At 67.7% G+C, this 23,434-nt stretch carries 21 protein-coding genes; 9 read left to right on the top strand and 12 right to left on the bottom strand.

The window, feature by feature from the left end; translation table 11 throughout:
• Positions 1-66: 66 nt before the first annotated feature.
• Positions 67-2,289 (bottom strand): IMS domain-containing protein, encoded by a 2,223-nt coding sequence (locus H8F26_RS10100; protein WP_197153833.1) that lies wholly within the window; start codon positions 2,287-2,289, stop codon positions 67-69.
• Positions 2,290-2,398: 109 nt separating this feature from the next.
• Here H8F26_RS10100 and pdhA point away from each other — a divergent pair, with 109 nt between their 5' ends.
• Entirely contained in the window at positions 2,399-3,493 is a 1,095-nt protein-coding gene (pdhA, locus tag H8F26_RS10095) for a pyruvate dehydrogenase (acetyl-transferring) E1 component subunit alpha (protein ID WP_197153832.1), read from the top strand.
• Positions 3,494-3,541: 48 nt separating this feature from the next.
• Here pdhA and H8F26_RS10090 read toward each other — a convergent pair whose 3' ends face one another.
• Positions 3,542-4,474 carry an RNA polymerase sigma factor, RpoD/SigA family gene (locus H8F26_RS10090; RefSeq protein ID WP_197153831.1) on the bottom strand — a complete coding sequence of 311 codons (933 nt, stop codon included), beginning with the start codon at positions 4,472-4,474 and terminating at the stop codon, positions 3,542-3,544.
• A 140-nt stretch (positions 4,475-4,614) separates the two neighbouring features.
• Positions 4,615-6,297, bottom strand: a complete 1,683-nt coding sequence (locus H8F26_RS10085; RefSeq protein WP_231605130.1) for an NAD(P)H-hydrate dehydratase — start codon at positions 6,295-6,297, stop codon at positions 4,615-4,617.
• A 165-nt stretch (positions 6,298-6,462) separates the two neighbouring features.
• On the opposite strand from H8F26_RS10085, the gene mnmA reads away from it, so the two are divergent.
• Positions 6,463-7,665: a tRNA 2-thiouridine(34) synthase MnmA gene (gene mnmA / locus H8F26_RS10080; protein WP_197159116.1), complete on the top strand. Its 1,203-nt coding sequence runs from the start codon at positions 6,463-6,465 to the stop codon at positions 7,663-7,665.
• Positions 7,666-7,687: 22 nt separating this feature from the next.
• Here mnmA and H8F26_RS10075 read toward each other — a convergent pair whose 3' ends face one another.
• Positions 7,688-7,945, bottom strand: a complete 258-nt coding sequence (locus tag H8F26_RS10075) for a 2Fe-2S iron-sulfur cluster-binding protein (RefSeq protein ID WP_197153830.1) — start codon at positions 7,943-7,945, stop codon at positions 7,688-7,690.
• A gap of 8 nt (positions 7,946-7,953) precedes the next feature.
• Positions 7,954-9,606, bottom strand: coding sequence for a Ppx/GppA phosphatase family protein (locus H8F26_RS10070; protein WP_197153829.1), 1,653 nt, complete (start codon positions 9,604-9,606; stop codon positions 7,954-7,956).
• An 80-nt stretch (positions 9,607-9,686) separates the two neighbouring features.
• Here H8F26_RS10070 and H8F26_RS10065 point away from each other — a divergent pair, with 80 nt between their 5' ends.
• Together H8F26_RS10065 and H8F26_RS10060 are read left to right on the top strand one after the other, a co-directional pair.
• Positions 9,687-10,598: a 4-hydroxybenzoate polyprenyltransferase gene (locus H8F26_RS10065; protein ID WP_197153828.1), complete on the top strand. Its 912-nt coding sequence runs from the start codon at positions 9,687-9,689 to the stop codon at positions 10,596-10,598.
• Entirely contained in the window at positions 10,595-11,596 is a 1,002-nt protein-coding gene (locus H8F26_RS10060; protein ID WP_197153827.1) for an LD-carboxypeptidase, read from the top strand. Before H8F26_RS10065 ends, H8F26_RS10060 begins: the two co-directional genes overlap by 4 nt.
• Positions 11,597-11,648: 52 nt before the next feature.
• On the opposite strand, the gene ispD is transcribed toward H8F26_RS10060, so the two are convergent.
• Complete coding sequence (gene ispD, locus H8F26_RS10055; RefSeq protein ID WP_197153826.1) at positions 11,649-12,377, bottom strand: 2-C-methyl-D-erythritol 4-phosphate cytidylyltransferase; 729 nt, start codon at positions 12,375-12,377, stop codon at positions 11,649-11,651.
• A gap of 33 nt (positions 12,378-12,410) precedes the next feature.
• Here ispD and H8F26_RS10050 point away from each other — a divergent pair, with 33 nt between their 5' ends.
• Genes H8F26_RS10050 through fabG form a run of 3 tightly spaced genes read left to right on the top strand, consistent with a single transcriptional unit; the run spans position 12,411 to position 15,236 of the window.
• Positions 12,411-13,277 carry a glycosyltransferase family 9 protein gene (locus H8F26_RS10050; protein ID WP_197153825.1) on the top strand — a complete coding sequence of 289 codons (867 nt, stop codon included), beginning with the start codon at positions 12,411-12,413 and terminating at the stop codon, positions 13,275-13,277.
• 25 nt (positions 13,278-13,302) lie between these two features.
• A complete protein-coding gene (locus H8F26_RS10045) occupies positions 13,303-14,424 on the top strand; it encodes a TrkA family potassium uptake protein (protein ID WP_197153824.1) in 1,122 nt (373 codons plus the stop codon).
• 50 nt (positions 14,425-14,474) lie between these two features.
• Positions 14,475-15,236, top strand: a complete 762-nt coding sequence (gene fabG / locus H8F26_RS10040) for a 3-oxoacyl-[acyl-carrier-protein] reductase (protein ID WP_197153823.1) — start codon at positions 14,475-14,477, stop codon at positions 15,234-15,236.
• A gap of 95 nt (positions 15,237-15,331) precedes the next feature.
• Here the strand turns inward: fabG and H8F26_RS10035 are convergent, their stop codons facing one another.
• Positions 15,332-15,622: a hypothetical protein gene (locus H8F26_RS10035; RefSeq protein WP_370594609.1), complete on the bottom strand. Its 291-nt coding sequence runs from the start codon at positions 15,620-15,622 to the stop codon at positions 15,332-15,334.
• A gap of 165 nt (positions 15,623-15,787) precedes the next feature.
• On the opposite strand from H8F26_RS10035, the gene groL reads away from it, so the two are divergent.
• Positions 15,788-17,467: a chaperonin GroEL gene (groL, locus tag H8F26_RS10030; RefSeq protein ID WP_197153822.1), complete on the top strand. Its 1,680-nt coding sequence runs from the start codon at positions 15,788-15,790 to the stop codon at positions 17,465-17,467.
• A gap of 71 nt (positions 17,468-17,538) precedes the next feature.
• Here the strand turns inward: groL and H8F26_RS10025 are convergent, their stop codons facing one another.
• From H8F26_RS10025 to H8F26_RS10005, 5 genes are all read right to left on the bottom strand, one after another.
• Positions 17,539-18,270 (bottom strand): N-acetylmannosamine-6-phosphate 2-epimerase, encoded by a 732-nt coding sequence (locus tag H8F26_RS10025; RefSeq protein WP_197153821.1) that lies wholly within the window; start codon positions 18,268-18,270, stop codon positions 17,539-17,541.
• 3 nt (positions 18,271-18,273) lie between these two features.
• The gene (locus H8F26_RS10020) at positions 18,274-19,140 is read right to left on the bottom strand and encodes an ABC transporter permease (RefSeq protein ID WP_197153820.1); all 867 of its coding nucleotides are present in this window, start codon (positions 19,138-19,140) and stop codon (positions 18,274-18,276) included.
• A gap of 101 nt (positions 19,141-19,241) precedes the next feature.
• Entirely contained in the window at positions 19,242-20,273 is a 1,032-nt protein-coding gene (locus tag H8F26_RS10015; protein ID WP_370594608.1) for an ATP-binding cassette domain-containing protein, read from the bottom strand.
• A 67-nt stretch (positions 20,274-20,340) separates the two neighbouring features.
• Complete coding sequence (locus tag H8F26_RS10010; protein WP_197153819.1) at positions 20,341-21,318, bottom strand: heme o synthase; 978 nt, start codon at positions 21,316-21,318, stop codon at positions 20,341-20,343.
• Positions 21,311-22,225: a heme A synthase gene (locus H8F26_RS10005; RefSeq protein ID WP_231605126.1), complete on the bottom strand. Its 915-nt coding sequence runs from the start codon at positions 22,223-22,225 to the stop codon at positions 21,311-21,313. Before H8F26_RS10005 ends, H8F26_RS10010 begins: the two co-directional genes overlap by 8 nt.
• Before the next feature lie 217 nt (positions 22,226-22,442).
• Between H8F26_RS10005 and H8F26_RS10000 the strand changes: the two genes are divergently transcribed.
• A complete protein-coding gene (locus H8F26_RS10000) occupies positions 22,443-23,387 on the top strand; it encodes a cytochrome c oxidase subunit II (RefSeq protein ID WP_197153817.1) in 945 nt (314 codons plus the stop codon).
• Positions 23,388-23,434: the final 47 nt, after the last annotated feature.

Raw genomic sequence — 23,434 nt, 5'->3', positions numbered from 1 at the left:
TCGTAAAAACTCAGCGTCGGTGGTGATCTCCCGGTGGAGCGTTCCCCTCTGCCGCGGATGGGAAGATCAGCCCCCTCGGTGGAAGCTCACCAGCTGCCAGGGACCGTCTTCACGGCCAAACACATAGGTGTTGGTCAGTGTGAAGGGAGGGGTGGTCTCGATCACGGCGCCATCGGCAGCCAGGGTCTGATCGGAGTAGCGCAGCTCAGCCACCAGCACGACCCGCCGGGGCGACTGCTCGGTAATCCGCAGATCCAGCACCTTGGTGTCGATCACCTGGCGCCGATCATGAGCCTGGTCCCGTCGCCTTTCGCCCTCAACGGCAGCGGCCTGGTTGGAGCGAGCCACCGCTTCGAGGGCAACTGCCGGCTTGTCACCGGCGAGTACCGCCGCTTTTGCAGCCAGCCACCCCTCGAGCAAGGCACGCATCTGAGCTTCGCTGGGCTCAGCCGCCTCCAGGGGAAGAGCCTGGGCTGGCGTCGGCATGGTTGCGGAGGGCTGTGCCTGGGGTTGTGTTGGCGCTGCAGTGGAGCTTGGGGACGGAGTCTTCTGAGGAGCTGCAACTTGAGAATCCTGTCGACCCTGATCAGCCACGTGGGGACTCCAGAGCCACCAGCCGGTCGCCAGCAGCCCCCCCCCCACCACCAAGGCCCCACCCCACAGCAGGGGCCGGGGCAAGGCGGCCAGCTCAGTCGAGATCCTGGAGACCGCTGGCTCCCACAGGTTGGACCGCAGCTGGGCGGGATGGAGATCGGACCAGCGCAGGAGCGGCACTTCCTGCAGGTCTGGATCCTCCGCCTCCATGTTCTGTTCGAACTGGGGGGTCATTGATGCCCGGGACAGCTCTTCTGGAAAGGGGTGGTGAGGATCGCGGGTGAGGTCCCAGCCTGGCACCATCGACTCAGCCAGTGGAGGAAGGGGTGCAGCACCGGTGAACAGGCTTCCGGCGGCGGACAAAGCGGCAGGAGTGGCTGGGGACATGGAAGAGCCAGGGGAATTCACAGGCGTCGAGGCCAGACTTCCGCCGGTCGCGGTGGCTGGCGGGGACAATGCCGCAGATGTCGTGGCCGTCACTGACTCGGTCGCAGGCCTGGGATGCTCGGCTTCGGCCCGGCGACGTCGACGGTCCTGGCGTTCCACGAAGCTCTGCACGTCACGATCATTGAAATAGGCGTCCAGGTCAGGTTCGGAGTCCAGGTCGCGGTAGCCGGTGAGCACCTCCCGGGCCAGCCAGTCGCGGCACACGGCGCAGAGCCGAACCAGGAGTGGATCCTCCCCATCAATGGCGTGGTGTGGGTTCTGAGGCGCTGTGCTGGAGAACAGCGCCTCCGCCTGATCCACGTCTCCAAGCAAGAGCAGCAGACAGGCTTGATCGGTCTGCTGGGGTGGTGGCGCACCTCGGATAGCCAGCCGCTCCAGGGCCGCGGCGATCCGTTCGGGTTTGCGCTGGGCGAAGCCGCTGGCAGTGAGAGCCTTGCAGGCCAGAAGTTCGGCGCGGGCCGACCCCGCCCGTGACCAGCGCTCGAACAGATCGAGTTGCTCCTGCAGGGTGAGGAAGGAACGGATCTGGGCCAGAAACGCCAGGAATTCCTGGGGGCTGAGCATCGTGCTGGCTTCACTGTCCATACCACCGCGCTGCTGCACCAACTGCTCCAGCAGAGCCATACCTTCATTCCGCTGAGCCACGGCGGCCAGGTCACGGCTGAGCAGATCGAGGATCCGGTACGGCAGGAGCTGATCGCGCTCCGTGGCCATCTGGTCCCGAAGGGCTGCACACTGGCCCATGCGTTGCAGCAGTTGCAGGCCACGAGTCAAGGTCTGGGAAGCGGCTTCATAGCGGCGTTGACGGCGATATTCGGTTGCGGCTGCCTGGCTGCTCAGCCCAGCCAGCAGCGTGAGATCCGCCTCGCGGCCGCTGCCAAGAGAGGGTGCCCGAGGGGGCTGCAGGCACCGCTCAGCCTGCTCGAAAGTCTCCAGAGGTTGACCGGCTTCAAACAGCAGGAGAAGCCCGCCCACCTCGTGGGAACTGGATACCTCCAAGGCTGCCATGGCCTGGGCGTCGTCGCCCACAAGGGACGTGAGATGGGATTCGTAAGTGCGCCGTCTGTCTTCATCGGTGAGCAGATCGGCACTGGCGCGCAGCAGCTCACCCCTTGCATCCAGCGTCTCATGGGTGAAACCCTGGTCGGGAGCCCGATCGAGCCTCTGCTGCAGGGTACGGAGCACAGACTGGGCGTCTGTGGTGGGGGTGACACCGAGCAGACGGAAGTGATCGATCGGCAGTTCCAACCAGGCATCCGCTCCTGGGAGCCGACTGTAAGCAGGAGAAGCAATCTGGACAGCCGTTCGATGTCGGACCCCGTACAGTCAGCAACACGCTTCAGCATCCGGGCCCGTCATGACGCAGGAGATGGCCGCAGAGACCACCGCTATGGGCAGTGCCATCCCCTCCGGAGCCGGCAGCCATGCCGAGCGCCTGTCCTCCCTTTACCCCTCAGGCAATCTCAGCATCAGCCGCGAGGAGGGTCTGATGCTCTACCGCGACATGACCCTGGGGCGGCGCTTTGAAGACAAGTGCGCCGAGATGTATTACCGGGGCAAGATGTTTGGGTTCGTGCACCTCTACAACGGCCAGGAGGCTGTGAGCACGGGCGTGATCAAGGCGATGAAAGCCCAGCACGACTGGTTCTGCAGCACCTATCGCGACCACGTGCATGCCCTCAGCGCCGGTGTTCCTGCCCGTGAGGTGATGAGCGAGCTGTTCGGCAAGGCCACAGGCTGCAGCAAGGGCCGTGGCGGTTCGATGCACCTCTTCTCCAAGGAGCATCATCTGCTGGGGGGCTATGCCTTCATCGGCGAGGGCATTCCCGTCGCGCTCGGTGCCGCGTTCACCAGCCGCTACAAGCGTGATGCCCTCGGCGATACCGACAGTGACTCGGTCACAGCAGCCTTTTTCGGCGACGGAACCTGCAACAACGGCCAGTTCTTCGAGTGCCTGAACATGGCGGCACTCTGGAAGTTGCCCATCCTGTTTGTGGTGGAGAACAACCGCTGGGCCATCGGCATGGACCATGACCGTGCCACCAGTGATCCTCAGATCTGGCGCAAAGCGGCCTCCTTCGGCATGGCCGGTGAGGAAGTTGATGGCATGGATGTGCTGGCCGTTCGGGCTGCCGCTCAACGCGCCGTGGAGCGTGCCCGGGCCGGCGAAGGCCCGACCTTGCTGGAATGCCTCACCTATCGCTTCCGTGGCCACTCCCTCGCCGATCCAGACGAGCTGCGTGCCGAAGCTGAAAAGCAGTTCTGGGCTCAGCGCGATCCTATCAAGCAGCTGGCTGCTCACCTCACCAGCCAGGGATTAGCCAGCGGGGACGATCTCAAGGCGATTGAAAAAGAGATCGATGCCGAAGTGAGCGATTGCGTTTCCTTTGCACTGGATGCGCCCGAGCCCGATCCAAGCGAACTGACCCGCTACATCTGGGCGGAAGACTGAAAAGCCGCACTGCCGACACTGAGTGCTCGCAGGTCAATAATCTGGGGGCTATCGGCGGGTGAGATTCCGCAGTTTGCGCAGCGCCTTGAGCTCCACCTGCCGTACCCGCTCGCGGGAGACATCGAGCCGGCGCCCGATCTCGGCCAGGGTGTGGCGCTCTTCGCCTTCAAGGCCGAAGCGCAGCTGCAACACCTCCTGCTCCTGCTCGGTGAGCTGACTGAGCCAACGCCCCAGCTGTTCCTGGTGCATCCCCCGTTCGACCCGATCCAGCGGTTCCTCACTGCTGATGTCGGCGATCAAGTCGCCGAGGAAACTGCGACCTTCGTCACCGCTGACAGGCGCATCCAGGCTTGAGGTAGTGAGCGCCTGACGCAGCAAGGAGTCGAGCTCCTCGAGTGGCATATTGATCGCCTCAGCGATTTCGCGGCGACTGGGCATGGCGCCTAACTTATGGGCCAGCTCCAGGCTCACACGGCGCACGGTGGTGAGCCTTTCGCTGAGATGAACCGGCAGACGGATAGTGCGCGACTGGCAGGCGATTGCCCGGGTCATGCTTTGGCGGATCCACCAGAAGGCATAGGTGGAGAACTTGTACCCCCGAGTGGGATCGAACTTCTCCACAGCGCGCTCGAGCCCGAGGGAACCTTCCTGAATCAGATCGAGCAACTCCAGGCCCCTGCCTTGATATTTCTTGGCGACGCTCACCACGAGCCTCAGATTCGCTTTCATCATGCGCTGCTTGGAACGACGCCCCAGACGCAGAATCCGACGCTGCTTCTCCGTTTCCGCGTCGGGCTCTGGCTCACAGTCGCGTTCGCCCCGCTCCAGCAGATGCATCATCGCCTGCACCTGGTTGCCCAGTTCAATCTCCTCGGCTGCGGTGAGAAGAGGCTCGCGACCGATCGTGGCGAGATACCAGCTGATCGAATCACCGCCACGCCGGCGACTGGAGTCCCCCGTCTTCAGGGATGAGGTCGCCATTGGGGAAGGGTCGGAGGCTGGAATGTCGACTATCCACGAAAAGGATGAAAAGGGGCTGTACTTTCAACAACCCTTCAGGTTGTGACAGCAAAACCACACAGTCGAATCGTTAGTCCAGTCTCAAATCAATCTTGCCGTGGTTAATGCTGTTGTGCGGCTCGCAAGTGTGCGGATTTCTTGACTTTCCTCACTGTCGGTAACGCTGCCGCCACCGCTTCCGGTGTGGCGGCCCCCTCCCCCTGCTGACGCACCACCAGGCCACCGGCCTCGGCATGGGCCAGGGCCGCGCCGGCCAGCAGGACCGGCAGCGCTTCCAGGTCTGCTCCGGCCGCCAGCGCTCTGCCCCCCACCCCAGCGGCGAAGCCGGCCAGCACATCGCCCAGCCCAGCCCTGGCTGCGCCAGGCCAGGCTTTCAGCAGCTGCCAGCAGCGGCCATCAGCCGCAGCCACCACGCTGCGGGCACCCTTGAGCAGCACGGAACAGCACGCCAGAGCCGCCGCCTGCCGGGCGGCTTCCAGTGGCTGCAGGTCGCCCAGATCGGGAAACAGCCGGTTGAATTCACCGCGATGGGGCGTGATCCAGGTGGGTCCGCCGCGTCCTCGTAACCAGAGAATCCCAGGCGCCTCGCCCGGCTCACCGCTGGATGCGGCGAGCCGGTTGAGGCCGTCGGCATCAAGCACCAGCAGCCCGGGGAAGGCCTGCAGCTGATCCCAGAAACTCTGTTCCGCCTGCCACAGCCTGGCTTCTGCGGTTGCCGCGGCCGCTCCCAGCCCCGGTCCCAGCAGCACCGCATCGAGACGATCCAGCGCCCCGGCGCCCAGCCCCCCCAGCGCCAGTCCACCTTGGGCAGTGCTGCCCAGGCTGGCCTGCAACACGGTGTGGGGCTGCACCAGCCAGAGCCGCTCCGCCACCGCCTCGGGCAGCGCCGCCCGCAGGCTGCCGACACCGCTGGCACTGGCGCCGCTCAAGGCCAGGATTGCAGCACCGCGGAAGGTCTGGCTTCCAGCCACCACCAGCAGGCGACCACGGCCGTACTTGGCGGCGGTGGGATCGATCTGGGGCCAGGGGAGGGCACCCAGATCGGAAGCAGCCATGGCGCCACCGATACCGAGGAGTTGGCTCGGCGGCAGGGAGCCAAGCAGAGTCGCAGCCAGACCCAGGTCGATCCGCCGCAAACGCCCCACATAGGGCAGGGCCGCATCCTGCACCAGGCCCTGCTTCCGCAGGCCGATGCAGAAGGTGGTGTGGGCCACGGCAGCCCCGTCCCCCAGGCAGCGTCCGGAGTCGCTGCAGAGTCCGCTGGGCACATCGATCGCCAGCAACTGCGCCGGTTGTTGCTGCTGGCGATGCGCCAGCAGCTGCTCCAGGGCTGGATCCAGCCGGCGGGTCTGGCCCACCCCGAACAACGCATCGATCCAGAGGGCCCCATCGGCCGGGTCGGGCTCTCCTTCCAGGGCGGCTATGCCCAGCCAGGCGGCGTGGCGGCGATGGGCTTCGGTGAGCGGTTTGAGCCGCGGCCAGGGGCACCAGATCCGCACCGGCCAGCCGGCCAGATGCAGTTCCCTTGCCACCACCAGGCCATCGCCTCCGTTGTGGCCCGGCCCCACCAGCACCAGCACGCCGGCCCTGCGGGCCCGCCCGCGCCAGGCAGAACCGATGCGCACTCGCTCAGCCACCGCCAGGGCAGCCTTCTCCATCAGGGCCTCGACCGGCAGGCCGGAGGCGAACAGTTGCTGCTCCAGCGCAGCCATCTGGGCACCGCTGACCAGCAGGTGATCCGCATCGCGCCGGGGCCAGCAGGGCGCAGGGGGGAGGGGCGACAAGGCGGTGATGGCGGCACGGTTTCATGATGGAAAGCCTGCGGCCCGCCGACAGCCGCGTACTGCCTCCAGGTCTTGACCGTCCATCCCGCTCCACTGTCTTCGCCGTTGCCTGCGCCGCTGTCTGCTGAAGGCGTGACTGCGTCAGCCGATACCGCCCTCCGCGCCGTGGCCGCCCCGGTCACCCCTGCCGGAGCTGAGGCGCTTGAGCGCCTGCGCCGCTGGCCGGGAGAGCATCGGGTGGCCGTGGGCCTCTCCGGTGGTGTCGACAGCTCCCTCACGGCGGCCCTGCTGGTCGAGGCCGGCTGGCAGGTGGAAGGGCTCACCCTCTGGTTGATGAGCGGCAAGGGGGCCTGCTGCGCCGAGGGCCTGGTCGATGCGGCCGGCATCTGCGAGCAGCTCGGCATTCCCCACCACGTGGTGGATGCCCGGGAGCGCTTCCGCGAACAGATCGTCGATGTGCTGGTGCAGGGCTATGCCTCCGGGATCACGCCGCTGCCCTGCTCGCGTTGCAACCGGGAGGTGAAATTCGGCCCGATGCTGGAGTGGGCGCAGCAGCACCGCCGCATCGAGCGCATCGCCACCGGTCATTACGCCCGGGTGCGCCATGCCGATGCCGGCGATCCACTGCCGGTTCCCACCAGCGCCGCTGCAGAGGGCGCGACCGTGGCCGGGCGCCATCAACTGCTGCGCGGCCTGGATCGCCACAAGGATCAGAGCTATTTCCTCTACGACTTGCCCCAGGAAGTGCTGGGGCGGCTGGTGTTCCCCCTGGGGGAGCTGACCAAGCCGGACACCCGGCTGGAAGCGGCGCGCTACGGCCTGCGCACCGCCAGCAAGCCCGAAAGTCAGGACCTCTGCCTCGCCGACCACCATGGCTCGATGCGGGCGTTTCTGGACGCCTACCTGCCGCCCCGCCCGGGCGAGATCGTGCTGGCCGACGGCACCGTGGTGGGCAGCCACGACGGCATCGAGCATTTCACCATCGGTCAGCGCAAGGGTCTGGGGGTGGCCTGGAGTGAGCCGCTGCATGTGGTGCGGCTCGATGGCGCCATGAACCGGGTGGTGGTGGCTCCGCGGCGGGAGGCGGCGCGGGACCGTTGCATCGTGGGGGCGATCAACTGGATCTCCATGGCTCCGCCGGCGGCGGCGCTGGAGGTGGACGTGCAACTGCGCTACCGCAGCGCCCCCGTGGCAGCCCGGCTCACCCCCCTGGCCGCCCAGCCAGACGACGGGGCCCATGGCCGGCCCCATCGCTGCCAGGTGGAGTTCGCCGAGGAGCAGTTCTCGATCACCCCCGGCCAGGCGGCCGTGTTCTACGCCGGCGAGGTGGTGCTGGGGGGAGGCCTGATCCAGGCTCACCAGGTTTGATCCAGGTGCTCCAACCGGGAGCTCACCAGTAGGGATCAGCGGCCAGCTCCACCTCCAGGCTGCCGCCGGCACTGGCCGGCACCGTGGCGATGCAGGCACGCACCACCTGGCCGTTCACCTCGATCTCGCAGGCGCCGCAACTGCCGCCGAGGCAGCCGGTGGGAATCGACTGGCCCGCCTCAGCAGCCGCCAGTAGCCAGTCGCAACCCATGGCCGCCTGACTGACGCGACCATCGGGCCAGCGGATCGTGATCGTTCGGCGTGTCGCGGGGTCCGCCATCGCTGCCCTCAGGGCACCATCTCGCCATCGGGCCCGGCCACCCGAAGCCGGAAGCCGCTGGCTTCCAGCACCACCTCGGCGCAGGAGCGCAGGCTCCAGCGCTCGAGACCAAGATCGATCGGTGGCTCACCGGGCGCTGGCGGCAATGATCTGAGGCTGATCAGCAGCCCGTTCACCCCATCGTCATCCCGCAGGGGCACCACCTCGAGCCCGGCGATCACGGGAACGGGCCGCCGATCCAGGGCGGCCGCCAGCCGCAGCAACAGGGCCATCGATGCCACGGTGCGGCGCTGGTCGCGCCCCTCGATCAGCTGCCACGACTCATGCCGCTTCTTGGGCAGCCCGCGGCGGTGATACCGGGCGATCGCCGCCACCATCAGATGTTCGGCCTGGGAATACCCCAGCAGCTCGCCGTAGCGGATCAGATACCAGGTGTGTTTGTGGTAAGCAGCGATGTTGATGTGTTTGCCGCAGGTGTGCAGCTGCGCCGCCGCCCAGAGCAGCTGGCGGCCATAGCCGCCGTATTCGTGGTCGTGGTGCAGCAGGCCACGGGTCTGGTCGTAGAGGCTCACGGCCAGTTCGGCCACCCGATCGGCCTGGGCCCGGTCGACGCCGTACGACTGGGCGAGATGACGGACCGTGCGCTGGCGGATCGAGCTCTGGAATGAGAACCGGTCGCCCAGCAGACCCTGCCGCAGCATCCAGTCCACGATCAGGCCCTCCCGCAGGGCGCGGTCGCAGACCACCAGGGCATCGGCCTGGAGCATGGTCATGGCGGTCTGCATGATCAGCACGCCGGGCACGATGATTTCGGCCCGCCGCTCGTTGATCACCGACAGAGCGCGCCGCTGCTCCGGTGTCATGGCGAGCAGCTTGGCCACGATCTGATCGACCTTCTGGCGATCGAGCCGGTAGCCCTGGAACTTCAGCGGTGGCTTGGCCTCCTCGGCGGCCGCCAGGGCCGCCAGGGCCATGGCGGTGCCGCTGGTGCCCACCAGCACGGGCTTGCTGCCGGCCGGCAACGCCGCCCTCACCTGGGCCACGGCGGATTCCAGGGATCCCTGGATATAGGCCTGCAGGAACTTCCTTCGCTCGTCTGGCAGTGGCTCCTCGCGGATGAAGTCGCGCTGCAGCCGCACGGCGCCGATGCGGGTGCTGGTCAGGGCGCGGGAATCGCGGCTGTCCGCCAGGATCAGCTCGGTGGAGCCGCCACCGATGTCGATGATCATGTGGGGCTGCTCGCCGAAGCTCATCCCCGAGAGCACGCCGAGGTAGATCAGACGCGCTTCTTCGGGGCCGCTGACCAGATCCACCTCCAGCCCCAGCTGCTCCTGGACGGCCTGCAGGAAGTCCTTGCCGTTGGGGGCTTCGCGCACGGCACTGGTGGCTGCCGTGACGATCTGTTCGGCCCCATGGCTGGCGGCCAGATCGCGGCAGTGGCGCAGGGTTCGGAAGCCCCGCTCGATCGCCGCCGCACTGAGATCTCCGGTTTCGGGATCCCGTTCCCCCAGTCGCGTGGTCGATTTCTCAGCCAGCACCACGCTGAAGCTCTGCAGCTCCGGATCCACCTCGGCGATCAACAGGTGGATCGAGTTGGTGCCGATGTCGATCGCCGCCACCCGACGCAGGCCGGCCGAGGCGACAGGAGGGATCTGGGCCATCGGCAAGGCCGCCGGGACAGGGGCGGCGTCACTTTGCCACCCCGCACCAGACCTAGGGTGCTGGCGAGCACAACCGCTGCATGGCTCCCAGTCGCCTGGCTTTCCACGGCATCGCCGACCGACTGCGGGCCTGGATCGAGCTGCTGCGGTGGCACAAGCCGAGCGGTCGGCTGATCCTGCTGATCCCCGCCGGGTGGGCTCTCTGGCTCACCCCCCAGGCCCCCCCGGAGCCCGTGTTGGTGGGGTTGATCGTGTTGGGTGGTCTGGCGGTGAGTGGTGCCGGTTGCGTCGCCAACGATCTCTGGGATCGGCGCATCGATCCGCTGGTGGAACGCACCCGCCATCGCCCCCTGGCCGATGGCCGTGCCGGGGTGCCGGAGGCGGTGCTCCTGCTGCTGATCTGCCTGCTGCTGGCCTTGCTGGTGGTGCTGGCCCTGCCTTCAGATGGTCGCTCGCTCTGCCTGCTGCTGGCGGTGGCCACCCTGCCGCCGGTGCTGCTCTACCCCTCCGCCAAGCGCTGGTTCGCCTTTCCGCAGTTGGTGCTGGCCCTGTGCTGGGGCTTCGCCACCCTGATCCCCTGGGCGGCCGCTACGGGCAGCCTGGCCGGCGGAGCGCCACTGCTGCTGGTGTGGCTGGCGGCCGTGAGCTGGACCTTCGGCTTCGACACGGTTTATGCCATGGCCGATCGCGATGACGACGCCGTGCTGGGGGTCCGCAGCAGTGCCCTGAGCCTCGGGGCCCAGGCGCCCGCGGTGGTGGCCGGCTGCTACGGGGTCACCGCCCTGACCCTGGCGATCGCGGCGGTGTTGCAGTCGATCAGCCTGGCGTTCTGGCCGCTCTGGCTGGCGGCCGCTGCGGGGATGCAGCGTGAGGCCTGGGCCCTGCGCAGCCCCTCCCTGCCCCGCTCCCGCTATGGCCGCCATTTTCTGCGGCAGGTCCAGCTGGGCGGCCTGCTGCTGCTGGCCCTCGTGCTGAGCCGGGGACCGGCATGAGCCAGCTGCGCTGGCCGCAGGACTGGCCCCGTCCGCTGCGCCGGGGGGATCGGGTGCAGCTGGTGGCGGCCAGCTCCGCTCTGATCGGCCCTGATGCCCCAGACCGGCTCACGGCAGGTGCAGCGTTGCTGCAGCGGTGGGGGCTGCAGCTGGAGCCCTCCCAGCCGGAGCGTCTGCTGGGGCGCCGCTGGGGCTACCTGGCCGGCCGCGATGCGGAGCGGGCCGCGGACCTGGACGCCGCCGCCGCCCTGTTGGCCTGCGTCAGGGGGGGCTGGGGCTCCGCCCGACTGCTGGAACGGCCGCTGTCACTTCCGAACGGCTGGCTGCTGGGCTTCTCCGATGTCACCTCCCTGCTGTGGGCCCAGCAGGCGCGGGGCCACCGTGGCGGCATCCATGGACCGCTGCTCACCACCCTGGCGACGGAACCCCGCTGGAGCCGGGAACGGTTGCGGGCCCTGCTGTTCGGCGAACCCCTGCCGCCGCTGTCTGGCGTGGGCTGGCAAGCCGGTGTGGCCGAGGGGCCGCTGTTGGTGGCCAATCTGACTGTTGCCACCCATCTGCTGGGCACAGCCCACCTGCCGGAGCTGCGGGGGGCGATCCTGATTCTTGAGGATGTGGGCGAGGCGCCCTACCGGATCGAGCGGATGCTGACCCACTGGCGCCTCTGCGGTGCTCTGCAGGGCCTGGCCGGCATCGGCTTCGGCAGCTTCCTGGGCTGTGATGAGCCCATCGAAGAGCCACCACAAGACGACGAGGTCGAAGCCAACGGCTCATATCAACACGACGGCGCGTCCGAAGACAACAGCCTGATCGCGGCCCGCGGAGCCGCCGGGCGCTTCAGCCTGGAGCAGGTGCTGCGCGAACGCACCCAGGATCTGGAAATCCCCGTGGTGGCTGGCCTGCCGGTGGGCCATGCCCCCGGCAACGCCGCCCTGCCGATCGGGGCACCGGCCCGGCTGGATGGCCGGCTCGGCACCCTGGAGGTGGGTGGGATCTGAGCCGTGGTGCGGTGGTCAGCGGCGGAGTGGTCAGCGGCGCAGTGGTCAGCACTCATCCGGCCGCCCGCTGGGCCAGCACCGCCTCGGCAATCGTGAGATCAAAGGGCGTGGTGAGCTTGATGTTGGACGGCGGCGCCTGCAGCACCTTGACGGGTTTTCCGAGCTTTTCGAACAGGGCCGCGTCGTCGGTGACGCTCCAGCCCTCGGTGGCGGCGATCGCATGGGCCTGGCGCAGATCGTCCACCGGGAAGCCTTGGGGCGTCTGGGCTGCCCAGAGGTCGCTGCGATCGGGGGTGGCTTGGATCGTGCCCGCATCGTCCACCTGCTTGATCGTGTCGGTCACGGGGGTGGCGGCGATCACGGCGGCGCCGGCGGCCACGGCCTCGGCGCAGCGGCTCAGCAGCTCCGGCTCCACCAGGCAGCGGGCTCCATCGTGGATCAGGACCCCCTCGGCCTCGGTGGGCAGGGCCGCCAGGCCGCGGCTCACCGATTCCTGCCGGGTGTCGCCGCCCACGATCCACTGCACCGGCAGCCTGGGCCCGGCTGCCGCCACAATCGCCGCCACGGCCTCCTCATCCACGGGCTGACCCACCACCCCGATCCAGCGGATCACCGGACAGGCCAGGGCCGCATCCAGAGTCCAGGCCAGCACGGGACGACCGGCCACCGCCAGCAGGAGCTTGTTGCCCTCGGCCCCCATACGGCGGCCGCTGCCGGCGGCGGCGATCAGCAGATGCACAAGCAGCTCCCGGAACGACGGGCAGATCAGGAACTGCTCCATACAATCAGGCCGCGATGCCCCGCCCAACGCCTGATGCGCGCCCTTTTTCTGATTCCAGGCGACAGCGTCAGCCAGTTGCAGGTTCTGCCGGCGGTGGCGGCAGCGGCGGATCAGCTCGGGTTCCAGGTGCAGGTGGCCTGCAGCCCTGAAGCCGGGACCGTCTGGAGTCTGTTGCCGGCCGTGGAGAAAATCCTGCCGATCGCCTATGGCAAGGCCACCCTGGCCGACTGGACCAACCTGCTGGGCCTGGTGAGGGATCCTGATTTTCAGCTCTGTATCAACCTCGTGGCCAGCGGACCCGGTGGCCGTGCCATTGATCTGCTGCTGTCGATGAGCCACATCCCCACCCGGGTGGCGGCGGCGGGGTTCTCGGCCACCGAACGGATTGTTCCCTCCAGCCAGGGCTGGATCGATCAGCGCCTGGAGGCCTACCTGCGCCCCGTTGGGGTGCGGTTGGATGCCGCGGCCTACCGCCTGCCGATCGCCAGGGCGGATCTGGACAAGGCCAGCGCTGCCCTGCCACAAGGCTCCGGGCCGATGCTCCTGCTGGCACCAACCGGCGGCGCCGGCGACTGGCCGGCTCCCCACTGGCAGGCCCTGCCGGAGCGCATCCAGACCCGCCTCAGCGATCTGCGCAGCCTCACCCTGGAGCCCACTGCGCCCAGCCCGAGTTCCGGCTCCCTGCGGCGGCGGGCTGCCCAGGTGGCCGCCGCCGACGTGGTGCTGGCCAGCGATCCCGTCACGATCGAGCTGGCCCTGCTGTGCGGTGTGCCGCTGGTGGCCCTGGGCCGCGATCCGGCCAGCCTGCCCCAGCGCCAGGGGGTGACGGGCCTGGGCGAGGCCGCTCAGCTGCAGGAGCTCTCCATCGACCCGGTGCTTCAGGCCCTGGGCCTCGGATGAGCCGAGACCGGATGGGGCTGGCGCCATGATCCCTGCTCTGCGGCGCCGGCGCCGTCCCCCATCCACCCGGTTGCGACGCCCCTGGCGCACCCCGATGGTCGCCCTGGCGATCGTGGTCAATCTGTCTGCCCTCGGCTATCGCCTGACCGAAGGATGGGACTGGGGCGATTGCTACTGGATGGTGGCGATCACGATCAGCACCATCGGCTATGGGGAGGTGGAGCCCCTCTCCCCGGGTGGTCGTCTGGTGACGGCCCTCTCGATCATCGGTGGCCTGATCGTGGTGCAGCTCACCATTCAGGGGGTGCTGGGTCTCACAGAATCGGGCTACTTCCGGCGCATGCGCCAGCGCCGCTTTCTCCGCTGGATCGAGACGATGCAGAACCACGTGATTCTCTGCGGCTACGGGCGGATCGGTCGGGAGATTGCCGAACAGATCAGCAGCGAAGGGGTGTCACTGCTGGTGGTCGAAATGGATGAGGAGCGCAAGCGGGAGGCGGAAGAGAGGGGTTTGCCGGTGCTCAGCGCCGATGCCACCCTCGACGAGACCCTGGTGGAGGCCGGCATCCACCGCTGCCGCAGCCTGGTGGCGGCCCTGCCGAGCAATGCCGCCAACCTCTACGTGGTGCTCAGTGCCCGTGGCCTGGCGCCCGGCTGCCGCCTGATCGCCCGCTCCGACAGCGAAGAAGCTGAGCGCAAGCTGCGCCTGGCTGGTGCCGATCAGGTGGTGAGTCCCTATGTGGCGGGTGGACGCACCATGGCGGCCACAGCCCTGCGCCCCCTGGCGGTGAGCTTCATGGACCTGCTGGCCGGCTCCAATTGCGAGGTGGAGGAGTTCCAGCTCAGCAGTGATCCCCGCCTGCTGGGCGATCTCAGTGGCCGCACCCTCGCCGAACTGACCCTGCGACGGCGCACCGGCGCCCTTGTGCTGGCGATCCGCAATCCGGAACCGCCCAGTCAGCCAATACCCACCTACCGCGGTGCCCCCGTCCTGCCCTCGCCGGTCACCCTGATCGCCAATCCCGATGGTGATGTGCGCCTGGGCCCGGGCCAGCTGCTGGTGGCCCTGGGCAGCAAGGAACAGCTGCGCGCCCTCGCCGACCTGCTCGGCCCGGCCCTGGAGGCTGTCGAGACCATGCAGGAGTGAGGGGGGCGTGGGCGGCACATACGATCGGGCCCACCTTGACCTGATTGGCCATGTCCGGCGGCTTCCCCACCACTTCCCTGGCTGGCCAGGTCGCCCTGGTCACCGGGGCCAGCCGCGGCATCGGACGGGCCATCGCCCTGGAGCTGGCGGCCAGCGGCGCCACCGTGGTGGTGAACTACGCCAGTTCACCGGAGGCTGCCGCCGCCGTGGTGGCGGAGATTGAGGGCCAGGGCGGCAAGGCCTGGAGCTATCAGGCCAACGTGGCCGAAGAAGCGGCGGTGGAGTCGATGGTGAAGGCGGTGCTGGAGCGGGAAGGGCGGCTTGACGTGCTGGTCAACAACGCCGGCATCACCCGCGATGGGCTGTTGATGCGCATGAAGACCAGCGACTGGCAGAGCGTGATCGACCTCAATCTCACCGGCGTGTTCCTCTGCACCCGCGCCGTGAGCCGCACGATGCTCAAGGCCCGTGCCGGACGGATCATCAACATCACCTCCGTGGTGGGCCTGATGGGCAACCCCGGCCAGGCGAACTACAGCGCCGCCAAGGCAGGCGTGATCGGTCTGACCCGCAGCAGCGCCGCCGAATTCGCCAGCCGTGGTGTGACCGTCAATGCAGTGGCTCCCGGTTTCATCGAGAGCGACATGACCAAGGACCTGGCCAAGGAACCGATCCTGGCCGCGATCCCCCTGGCGCGCATGGGCCAGCCGGTCGAGGTGGCCAGCGCCGTGCGATTCCTGGCGGCCGATCCGGCCGGTGCCTACATGACCGGCCAGGTGCTGCAGGTGGATGGCGGCATGGTGATGCGCTGAAGGGTGCCGGGCTGAATCCTGCTGCAAAGAAGGCCGCTGCGCTGAAGGCCGCTGCGGTGAACTGATCGACGCAGAAGTGCCTTGACCTGGGTCGATCAGTCGTTGGCGGTCGAGACCGTTGGGGGGCGGAGGTCAGAGGTGGTCGAGGAGTCTGCCTGGAGTGGCTGACCCAGATCGTCCCGCAGCCGACGGATTCTCTGCAGCAGTTGAAGCCGGCGGCGGCGGGCGGTGATTGTGAGAAACAGCCGGATCGGCACGTAGACCAGGGCCATCAGCAGGCCCAGGGCTGCGATCAGCAGGAAGACCATGGCATCGGCCTTGGAGCTGGCGGCCAGGGCACTCTCGGCGGTGGCACTGTCCAGTGCGCTCTGCAGCAGATCCTCCATGGCTCGCGTAGGCTCCCGGCCCTCTGCCCTTGGTTGACGCTACTGGCCATGGGGCCGCTGGGACAGGGGCACGGGCAGGCTGATTCGGCATTCACCACCACCTAGGCACTGCGGCTGGACAGTGCGCTATGGGACGCTGAACCATCTGTTGTTCTGCTCTCCCCGATGGCCAAATTGATCCAGTTCGCCGATCAATCGCGCGAATCTCTGGAACGGGGGGTCAATGCCCTGGCCGACGCCGTGAGGGTCACGATCGGTCCGAAGGGCCGCAACGTCGTGCTGGAGAAGAAGTTCGGCGCTCCGGACATCGTCAATGACGGTGTCACCATCGCCCGGGACATCGAACTCGAGGATCCCTTCGAGAACATCGGCGCCAAGCTGATTCAGCAGGTGGCCGCCAAGACCAAGGACAAGGCCGGTGACGGCACCACCACGGCCACGGTGCTGGCCCAGTCGATGGTGCGGGAAGGCATGAAGAATGTGGCCGCTGGCGCCAGCCCGGTGCAGCTGCGCCGCGGCATGGAGCAGGCCGTTGCCCTGGTCGTGAGCGGCATCGCCGCCCGTGCCCAGTCGGTGGCGGGAGACGCCATCCGCCAGGTGGCCACCGTGAGCTCCGGCAACGACGACGAAGTGGGCGGCATGATCGCCAAAGCCATGGACACGGTGAGCGCCGACGGGGTGATCACCGTGGAGGAGTCGAAATCCCTGGCCACCGAACTGGAGATCACCGAAGGCATGGCCTTCGATCGGGGCTACAGCTCCCCCTACTTCGTGACCGACCAGGAGCGGCTGGAGTGCGTCTATGAGAATGCCCTCCTGCTGATCACCGACCGCAAGGTGAGCAGCGTCGCCGATCTGGTGCCGGTGCTGGAGGCCGTGGCCCGCAGTGGCCGGCCCCTGGTGATCCTGGCCGAGGAGGTGGACGGTGAGGCCCTGGCCACCCTGGTGGTGAACAAGAACCGCGGCGTGCTGCAGGTGGCGGCCGTGCGGGCTCCCGGCTTCGGCGATCGCCGCAAGGCCATGCTGGAAGACATCGCCATCCTCACCGGCGCCACCGTGGTGAGCGAGGACAGGGCCATGAGCCTCGAGGCGGTGACCCTCGCGGACCTGGGAACGGCCCGCCGGATCACGATCACCAAGGACAGCACCACTCTTGTGGCGACCGATGATCACCGCCAGGCGGTGGTCGACCGGGTGGCCGCGATCAAGCGCGAACTCGATGCCACCGACTCCGAGTACGACTGTGAAAAGCTCAACGAGCGGATCGCCAAACTCGCCGGCGGCGTGGCGGTGATCAAGGTGGGAGCCCCCACCGAAACCGAACTGCGCAACCGCAAGCTGCGCATCGAGGATGCCCTCAATGCCACCCGTGCGGCGATCGAGGAGGGCATCATTCCCGGGGGCGGCTTCACCCTTCTTCAGCTGGCCTCGGAGCTCGATGGCCTGCTGGCGAGCAGCAGCGGCGATGCTCGAACCGGTGTGGCGATCGTGCAGCACGCCCTGGGTGAGCCGGCGCGTCAGATTGCGGTCAACGCCGGTGCCGATGGTTCGGTGGTGACCTCCGAGTGCCTGAGCCGGGGTCAGGGCTACAACGCCGCCACGGGTAGTTACGAGGATCTTCTGGCCGCTGGCATCGTCGATGCCGCCAAGGTGGTTCGTCTCGCCCTGCAGGATGCGGTGTCGATCGCAGCGCTGCTGATCACCACTGAAGCGGTGATCGCCGACAAGCCCGAGCCCGCTGCTGCCTCCCCTGGTGGCGACATGGGTGGCATGGGCGGAATGGGTGGCATGGGCGGTATGGGCATGCCCGGCATGGGCGGCATGGGGATGCCCGGCATGATGTGAGGCCCCGGTGGGTGTGGGTCAGTCGGCCCACGCCCCTCCTGAGGCCCAAGCGTCAGTGCACCAGCTCCCGCTCAGGCGCGCAAGCGCTTCACGTAGGCCGCCACCTGTAGATCCACTCCGGTGATGGCGGTGCCCACCACCACGGCATCGGCTCCTCGGCTGACAGCCTCAGCGGCCTGCTCGGCCGAGGCGATGCCGCCCTCGCAGACCAGGATCACCTCCGGAGAAAGCTGGCGGCGCAGGGGCTCCAGCAGATTCCAGGCTGGAGGTCTGAGTCCGGAGGTGTCTTCCGTGTAGCCGTACAGAGTGGTTCCCACCCAGTGGCAGCCCAGGGCGGCAGCCCTCAGCCCATTGGCGATGCCATCGACATCGGCCATCAGGGGAATGCCCATCGCCCTGGCCCGCGCAACGATCTCGGCCAGGGTTTCGTGCTCCGGTCTGGGGCGATCGGTGGCATCGATGGCCACCACATCGGCTCCTGCCGCCCACACCTGCTGCAGGTCCTGCCAGCGTGGCGTGATGTACACGGCGCTGCCGGGAAGGGTGCGTTTCCACAGCCCCACGATCAGGGCCTGTGGGCAGCGACGACGCACGGCACCGATGTGTTCGGGGCTCTCCAGCCGCACCCCGATCGCGCCCTGGGCCAGGCTGGCTTCCGCCATGGCTGCGATCACGGACGGTTCACGCATCGGTGATCCTTCCGGCGCTTGGACGGACACGATCAGGCCGCCCGCCAGAGCGGATCGCCCGGGCACAGAGCGGACGGACAATGGATCGAAGGCCGCGGCGGAAGTGCTGGTCATCATTCAGGCGAGTTTGCGATCCAGAAGCGGGCGGATCAGCAGAAACAGGCCGGCCGCCAGGGCGGTGAGGATCAGCAGGCAGGTGGTGGTGGTGAGTGAACCGTAGGGAGCCTCCATCACCACCGCCGACAAACTGACCTGGCCGGCATAGGCGGCGCGGATCGGCTCGATCGCGAAGGTGAGCGGATTGATCGCGGCCAGCCAGCGCAGCCAGGCCGGCATGAAGGCCAGCGGCGCCAGGGCGGTGCTGGCAAACAGCAGCGGCAGGTTGGCCACGAAGATCACTGCGATCAGCTCGATGTGGCCGGGAAGGGCAAAGGCGAGACCGAGGCTGAGGGCCGTCACCGCGAACACCAGCAGCAGCAGGGTGACCAGCACCAGCAGCAACCCCGCACCCCCCGGCCAGCCGTAGCCCAGCAGGGCGGCGGTGCCCATGATCGCCAAGCTCTGCACCAGGCTGAGGCTGGTGATGTAGAGCACCGACGCCAGCACGATCGAGCTGCGTGAGCGCAGCGGCGCCACCAGCAGACGGTTGAGGAAGCCGAACTCCCGGTCGAACATCACCGGCAGCCCGGCGTTGAGGGCGGCGCTGAAGGCGGTGAACACGATCACCCCCGCCCCCAGGAAGCGGCCATAGCTCTCGCCCCCCGGCAGCAGCCCCGTTGGCGCATTGGCGAACAGGGCACCGAAGAGGATCAGCCAGATCAGCGGCTGCAGAACGCCGGCCACCAGGGTGGAGGGGCGACGCTGCAACTGCAGGAAGAGGCGGCGGGTGAGCGCCAGGGTTTCCTGACGGATTTCGGCAAAGGCGGAGGGCTCTTGCTCCGCTGGGGTGCCGGCTGAGGGGTAGGAAGGCGTGGCGCTGGTCATCGGCGGATCGGCGGCGGATCGGAAAGCAGGGCAGCCGGACCAGAACGGAACCGGGTGCAGAACAGTGGCGGAGGAAGGAGGAAACGCTTCGCGGCCAGGGGTCAGCGCATCGCCTGTTTGCGTTCGGCCTTGGGATCGCGGCTTCCGGCCACGGCCAGCTCGGCATCCATCAGGGTGCGGCCCGTGGCCTGCAGATAGACATCGTCAAGGCTGGGGCGGCTCTGGGCCAGGGCGAACACCGGCAGATCGGCCTGCATCAGCTGATGGCGCAGGGTTTCGAGCACGGCGGTGTCGTCCACCACCAGATTGAGCGAGTAGCCCTGGGCCCGGTTCACCACCACCTGCCGCACCCCGCCACAGGCCACCAGCAGCCCGCGCACCCGCTCGGCCTCTTCGGCTGTGCTGAACTCCCGCACCCGCAGGGTGACGCGGTCGCCACCGAGGGCGCCCTTGAGCTCGCTGGGGGTGCCTTCGGCGATCACCCGGCCAGCCTCCACGATGGCCAGGCGATCGGCCAGGGCATCGACCTCCTCGAGGTAATGGCTGCTGAGCAGCACCGTGGTTCCTTGATCCCGCAGCTGACGTAGCACCTGCCAGATGGCAGAGCGACTTTCGATATCCAACCCCACGGTGGGCTCATCCAACACCAGAACGCGGGGGCGATGCAGCAGCCCGGTGGCCAGGTCCAGGCGGCGACGCATGCCGCCGGAATAGGAGCCACAGCGACGATCGATCCACTCCTCCATGCCCAGCAGGTCGATCAGTTCGGCGATGCGGCGATCCCGCTCGCTGGTCGGCAAGTGGTAGAGGTCGCCCTGTAACCGCAACAGCTCGCGGCCGCTGAGGATCTTGTCGATCGCCACTTCCTGGGCGACGTAGCCGAGCAGCCGACGCACCTGGCGCGGCTGGGCCAGGGCATCGACTCCGGCCACCGAGACAGTGCCGCTATCCGGGGCCAGCAGGGTGCAGAGGATGCGCAGGCAGGTGGTCTTACCGGCTCCATTGGGCCCCAGAAGGCCGTAAAGGCAGCCCTGGGGCACATGCAGCGAGAGGCCGTCGAGGGCCTGCACGCTGCCGTAATGCTTGCTGAGGTGCTGGAGCTCGATCACCCGCTCACCACTCCTGGAAACCACGCATGGTTGGCCAATCTAAGGAGAACCGGACGGGCCATCCGACACAGCAGTGATCCAGGCCGGAGCATCAGGACAGCCCCAGGCCCAGCAGCGGGGTGAATGCCACCAGGCTGAAGGCCTCCGCCTGAGGGGATCGGGCCATCACCAGCAACAGGCAGATGCCGAACAGATAGAGGATCGACCAGCGAAACAGGTTGCGAGCACGCTGGGGATCGTTGGGGTCACGGCTGAGGGCACCGCTGAGTTGCAGCAGGCGTGCGTTGAAGGGCACCACCAGCAGGCCATAGAGCAGGCCGCCGCTGGGCAGGGCCAGCACGCCGATGCCACTCGCCAGCACGGTGGCCCAGGCATAGCGACCGATCGCCAGGGCGGTGACGGCTTCGCCCTTGACCACCGGCAGCATGGGAATGCCGACCGAGCGGTAGTCATCCTTGAGAAGCAGAGCGAGGGCCCAGAAATGGGCGGGGGTCCAGAGCATCACCAGGCTGAACAGCCACCAGCTCGACCAGGTGGGCAGGCCACCGGCGGCCGCAGCCCCCACCAGGGGGGGAATGGCTCCGGCAACGCCGCCGACCACGATATTGCGTGGTGTGCGGGGTTTGAGCAGGGCCGTGTAGAGCAGCACATAGCTGCATAACCCCAGCAGAGCCAGCGCGGCCGCCAGCGGGTTGACCCCCAGAACCAGCACCGCCACCGAGGCGGAGGTGAGCAGGATGGCCAGCAGGAAGGCCTGGCGCTGGGCGAGCCGACCGGAGGGCAGAGCCCGTCGGCTGGTGCGCTGCATGCGGCCGTCGAGTTCCTGCTCCCAGAGGCAATTGAGCACACCGGCGGCGGCAGAAGCGAGGGCACCGCCCACCAGGGTGCAGATGATCCGCAGCGGATCGAGTGGCCAGCCCACCGAGAGGGCCATGCCCGCCAGTGTGGTGGCCAGAAGCAGGGGAATCAGGCGGGGCTTGGCCACCTCCAGCCAGGCGGGCAGACGGACCGACCGCGGCACGGCGGGACGGGAAACGGCCGCCAGAGCCTCAGGGTTGACGCTAACCATGGGCCACCTTCGCGGACAGGGATGGATTGGGAATGCCGCAGGCCGCCGGAGCGTCTGCAACGGAGCTCGGTACCGCACTGCGACCGAGAATCGCGGCGAGGACGGCCACCATCAAGGCAGCAACCAGCTGATGGGCCACGGTTAGGCCGGGGACCTGAAGCTGCTGGCTCAAGGTGAGGATTCCAAGAACAACCTGGGCGGCCACCAGGGCCGTCGCCCCCAGGGCCAGACCCTGGAGATGGCGGCAGCGTCGCGGCAGGGTGAGGCTGCCGATCGCCATGGCCAACAACGCAGCGGCGGCCGGGTAGGCGCCGATGCGGTGGGCCAGCAGCCAGCGGCAGGCATCGCCCGCTGAGAAACAGCGATCGGCGGCCCACTGGCTGGCCATGCTCCCGCCCAGAACGCACTGTGCGAAGACCAGAACCAGCGCCAGACTGGACAGAACCCGGAACCAGATCGGTGGGGACTCAGCTGGGGCTGCCAGCCGCTGATAGCCGGCGCTCATCAGAGCCACCAGGGCGAGGGCCGTGGCCAGATGGGCGGTGACGATGTCCGAGGCCAGCAAACGGGTCACGGTGAGGGCACCCAGTGCCCCCTGAACGGCCACCATCAGCAGGGCCGCTGCACTGAACCAGGGCAGCCAGGCGGGCAGCAGGCGTCTGCGCAGCAGACTTATGGCGCAGAGCACCAGCAAGGCCACCCCGACCAGGAAGGCATCGAGGCGGTGAAACCACTCCAGAAACACCTGCATGTTCATCTGCTGACCAGGCAGAAGCACGCCATAACAAAGCGGCCAGTCCGGGCAGGCCAGACCAGCCTCCATCACCCGTGTTGCGCCGCCGATGGCGACCAGGGCCACCAATGCCACAACAAGGTGGGAGAGCAGCAGCGCCAGGGATGTGATCAAGGAATCCCTACGGGGAGCCATAAAGTAGCCAGTTCAAAAGCGTTGCGATTCCCTCACGTCTCATCGCTTCGTTCCAGACGTCACCTGACCCCCGTTTCGCCGTTGCATCGGAATTCACTGCCGGATCCGGCGACTGGATCAACTGACTGCATTCAGTGACTGGATCCACTGCCGCAATCCAGGCCCCATAGGCTGGCTGCTGATCTGATCTGCCCCGGTGACCATTCCCACCTCCCTGATCACGCTGGTTCTGGGCATGGTGCTGGTGCTCGGTGGCCTCTGGGTGGGTCAGAACGTCAATCTGCTGCCCGTGGACGCCAGCAGCAATGCCCCGGTCTACGACGCGCTCTTTCAGGTTCTGTTCAGCATCGGCACGATCCTGTTCGTGGGGGTGACCGGCTTGCTGATTTTCAGCCTGGTGCGGTTTCGTCGTCTTCCCGGCGATCGGGGCGACGGCCTGGCGATCGAAGGCAATCTGCCCCTGGAGATCCTCTGGACCGCGATCCCCGCCGTGGTGGTGCTGTTCGTAGGCATCTACAGCTACGACATCTATGAGCGCATGGGCGGCATGACGCCCCTGAATGGACATGAAGCCATGCATGGCGATGTCTCGTCCGTGATGCTTGCTGAGCACCAGCACCAAGGCGGCGATGCCTTGGCCGCTCCAGCCCTGCTTCACGAGGGGGCAGACAACAGCGCAACCCTGCTGGCCGATGACCCGGGCGAGGCTCAAGCGGAACGCGTCTGGGGTGGCATCAGCACTGCCTCGGGCGATGCCTTGCCCGTGGAGCTCACCGCCATGCAGTTCGCTTTCATCTTCCATTACCCGGACAGCTCCATCACCAGCGGGGAGCTGCATGTGCCGGTGGGTCGTCCCGTGCAGCTGCGCATGGAAGCCCGTGATGTGATTCATGCCTTCTGGGTGCCCCAGTTCCGTCTGAAGCAGGACGTGATCCCCGGCCAGCCCACCGTGATGTCGTTCACCCCCACCCGCCCTGGCACCTACCCGATCGTCTGCGCCGAGCTCTGCGGCCCTTACCACGGCGGCATGCGCACCAACGTGGTGGTCCATGAACAGGAGGCCTTCGAGGCCTGGATTCACCAGAACGCCCCGGCGGCGCCCAGCACGGTGGCCCTGGCAGCGGCCCCGCCGACTGGCTGAGATCACGAAGTCTGATCAAGCTTTTTCAGACCCACCGGCCTCGGCTC

Source organism: Synechococcus sp. CBW1006, from assembly GCF_015840525.1.
Taxonomy (GTDB): Bacteria; Cyanobacteriota; Cyanobacteriia; order PCC-6307; family Cyanobiaceae; genus CBW1002.
This window is presented reverse-complemented; position numbering and strand designations above follow the sequence as displayed.

Bases quoted from the DNA above. Each gene is read 5' to 3' on its own strand.
- H8F26_RS10020 (WP_197153820.1), bottom strand. From the start codon at position 19,140: ATGACCAGCGCCACGCCTTCCTACCCCTCAGCCGGCACCCCAGCGGAG.
- H8F26_RS10065 (WP_197153828.1), top strand. From the start codon at position 9,687: ATGGCTCCCAGTCGCCTGGCTTTCCACGGCATCGCCGACCGACTGCGG.
- pdhA (WP_197153832.1), top strand. From the start codon at position 2,399: ATGACGCAGGAGATGGCCGCAGAGACCACCGCTATGGGCAGTGCCATC.
- fabG (WP_197153823.1), top strand. From the start codon at position 14,475: ATGTCCGGCGGCTTCCCCACCACTTCCCTGGCTGGCCAGGTCGCCCTG.
- H8F26_RS10075 (WP_197153830.1), bottom strand. From the start codon at position 7,945: ATGGCGGACCCCGCGACACGCCGAACGATCACGATCCGCTGGCCCGAT.
- H8F26_RS10050 (WP_197153825.1), top strand. From the start codon at position 12,411: ATGCGCGCCCTTTTTCTGATTCCAGGCGACAGCGTCAGCCAGTTGCAG.
- ispD (WP_197153826.1), bottom strand. From the start codon at position 12,377: ATGGAGCAGTTCCTGATCTGCCCGTCGTTCCGGGAGCTGCTTGTGCAT.
- H8F26_RS10045 (WP_197153824.1), top strand. From the start codon at position 13,303: ATGATCCCTGCTCTGCGGCGCCGGCGCCGTCCCCCATCCACCCGGTTG.
- groL (WP_197153822.1), top strand. From the start codon at position 15,788: ATGGCCAAATTGATCCAGTTCGCCGATCAATCGCGCGAATCTCTGGAA.
- H8F26_RS10070 (WP_197153829.1), bottom strand. From the start codon at position 9,606: ATGGCCCAGATCCCTCCTGTCGCCTCGGCCGGCCTGCGTCGGGTGGCG.
- H8F26_RS10010 (WP_197153819.1), bottom strand. From the start codon at position 21,318: ATGGTTAGCGTCAACCCTGAGGCTCTGGCGGCCGTTTCCCGTCCCGCC.
- H8F26_RS10060 (WP_197153827.1), top strand. From the start codon at position 10,595: ATGAGCCAGCTGCGCTGGCCGCAGGACTGGCCCCGTCCGCTGCGCCGG.
- H8F26_RS10090 (WP_197153831.1), bottom strand. From the start codon at position 4,474: ATGGCGACCTCATCCCTGAAGACGGGGGACTCCAGTCGCCGGCGTGGC.
- H8F26_RS10025 (WP_197153821.1), bottom strand. From the start codon at position 18,270: ATGACCAGCACTTCCGCCGCGGCCTTCGATCCATTGTCCGTCCGCTCT.
- H8F26_RS10035 (WP_370594609.1), bottom strand. From the start codon at position 15,622: ATGGAGGATCTGCTGCAGAGCGCACTGGACAGTGCCACCGCCGAGAGT.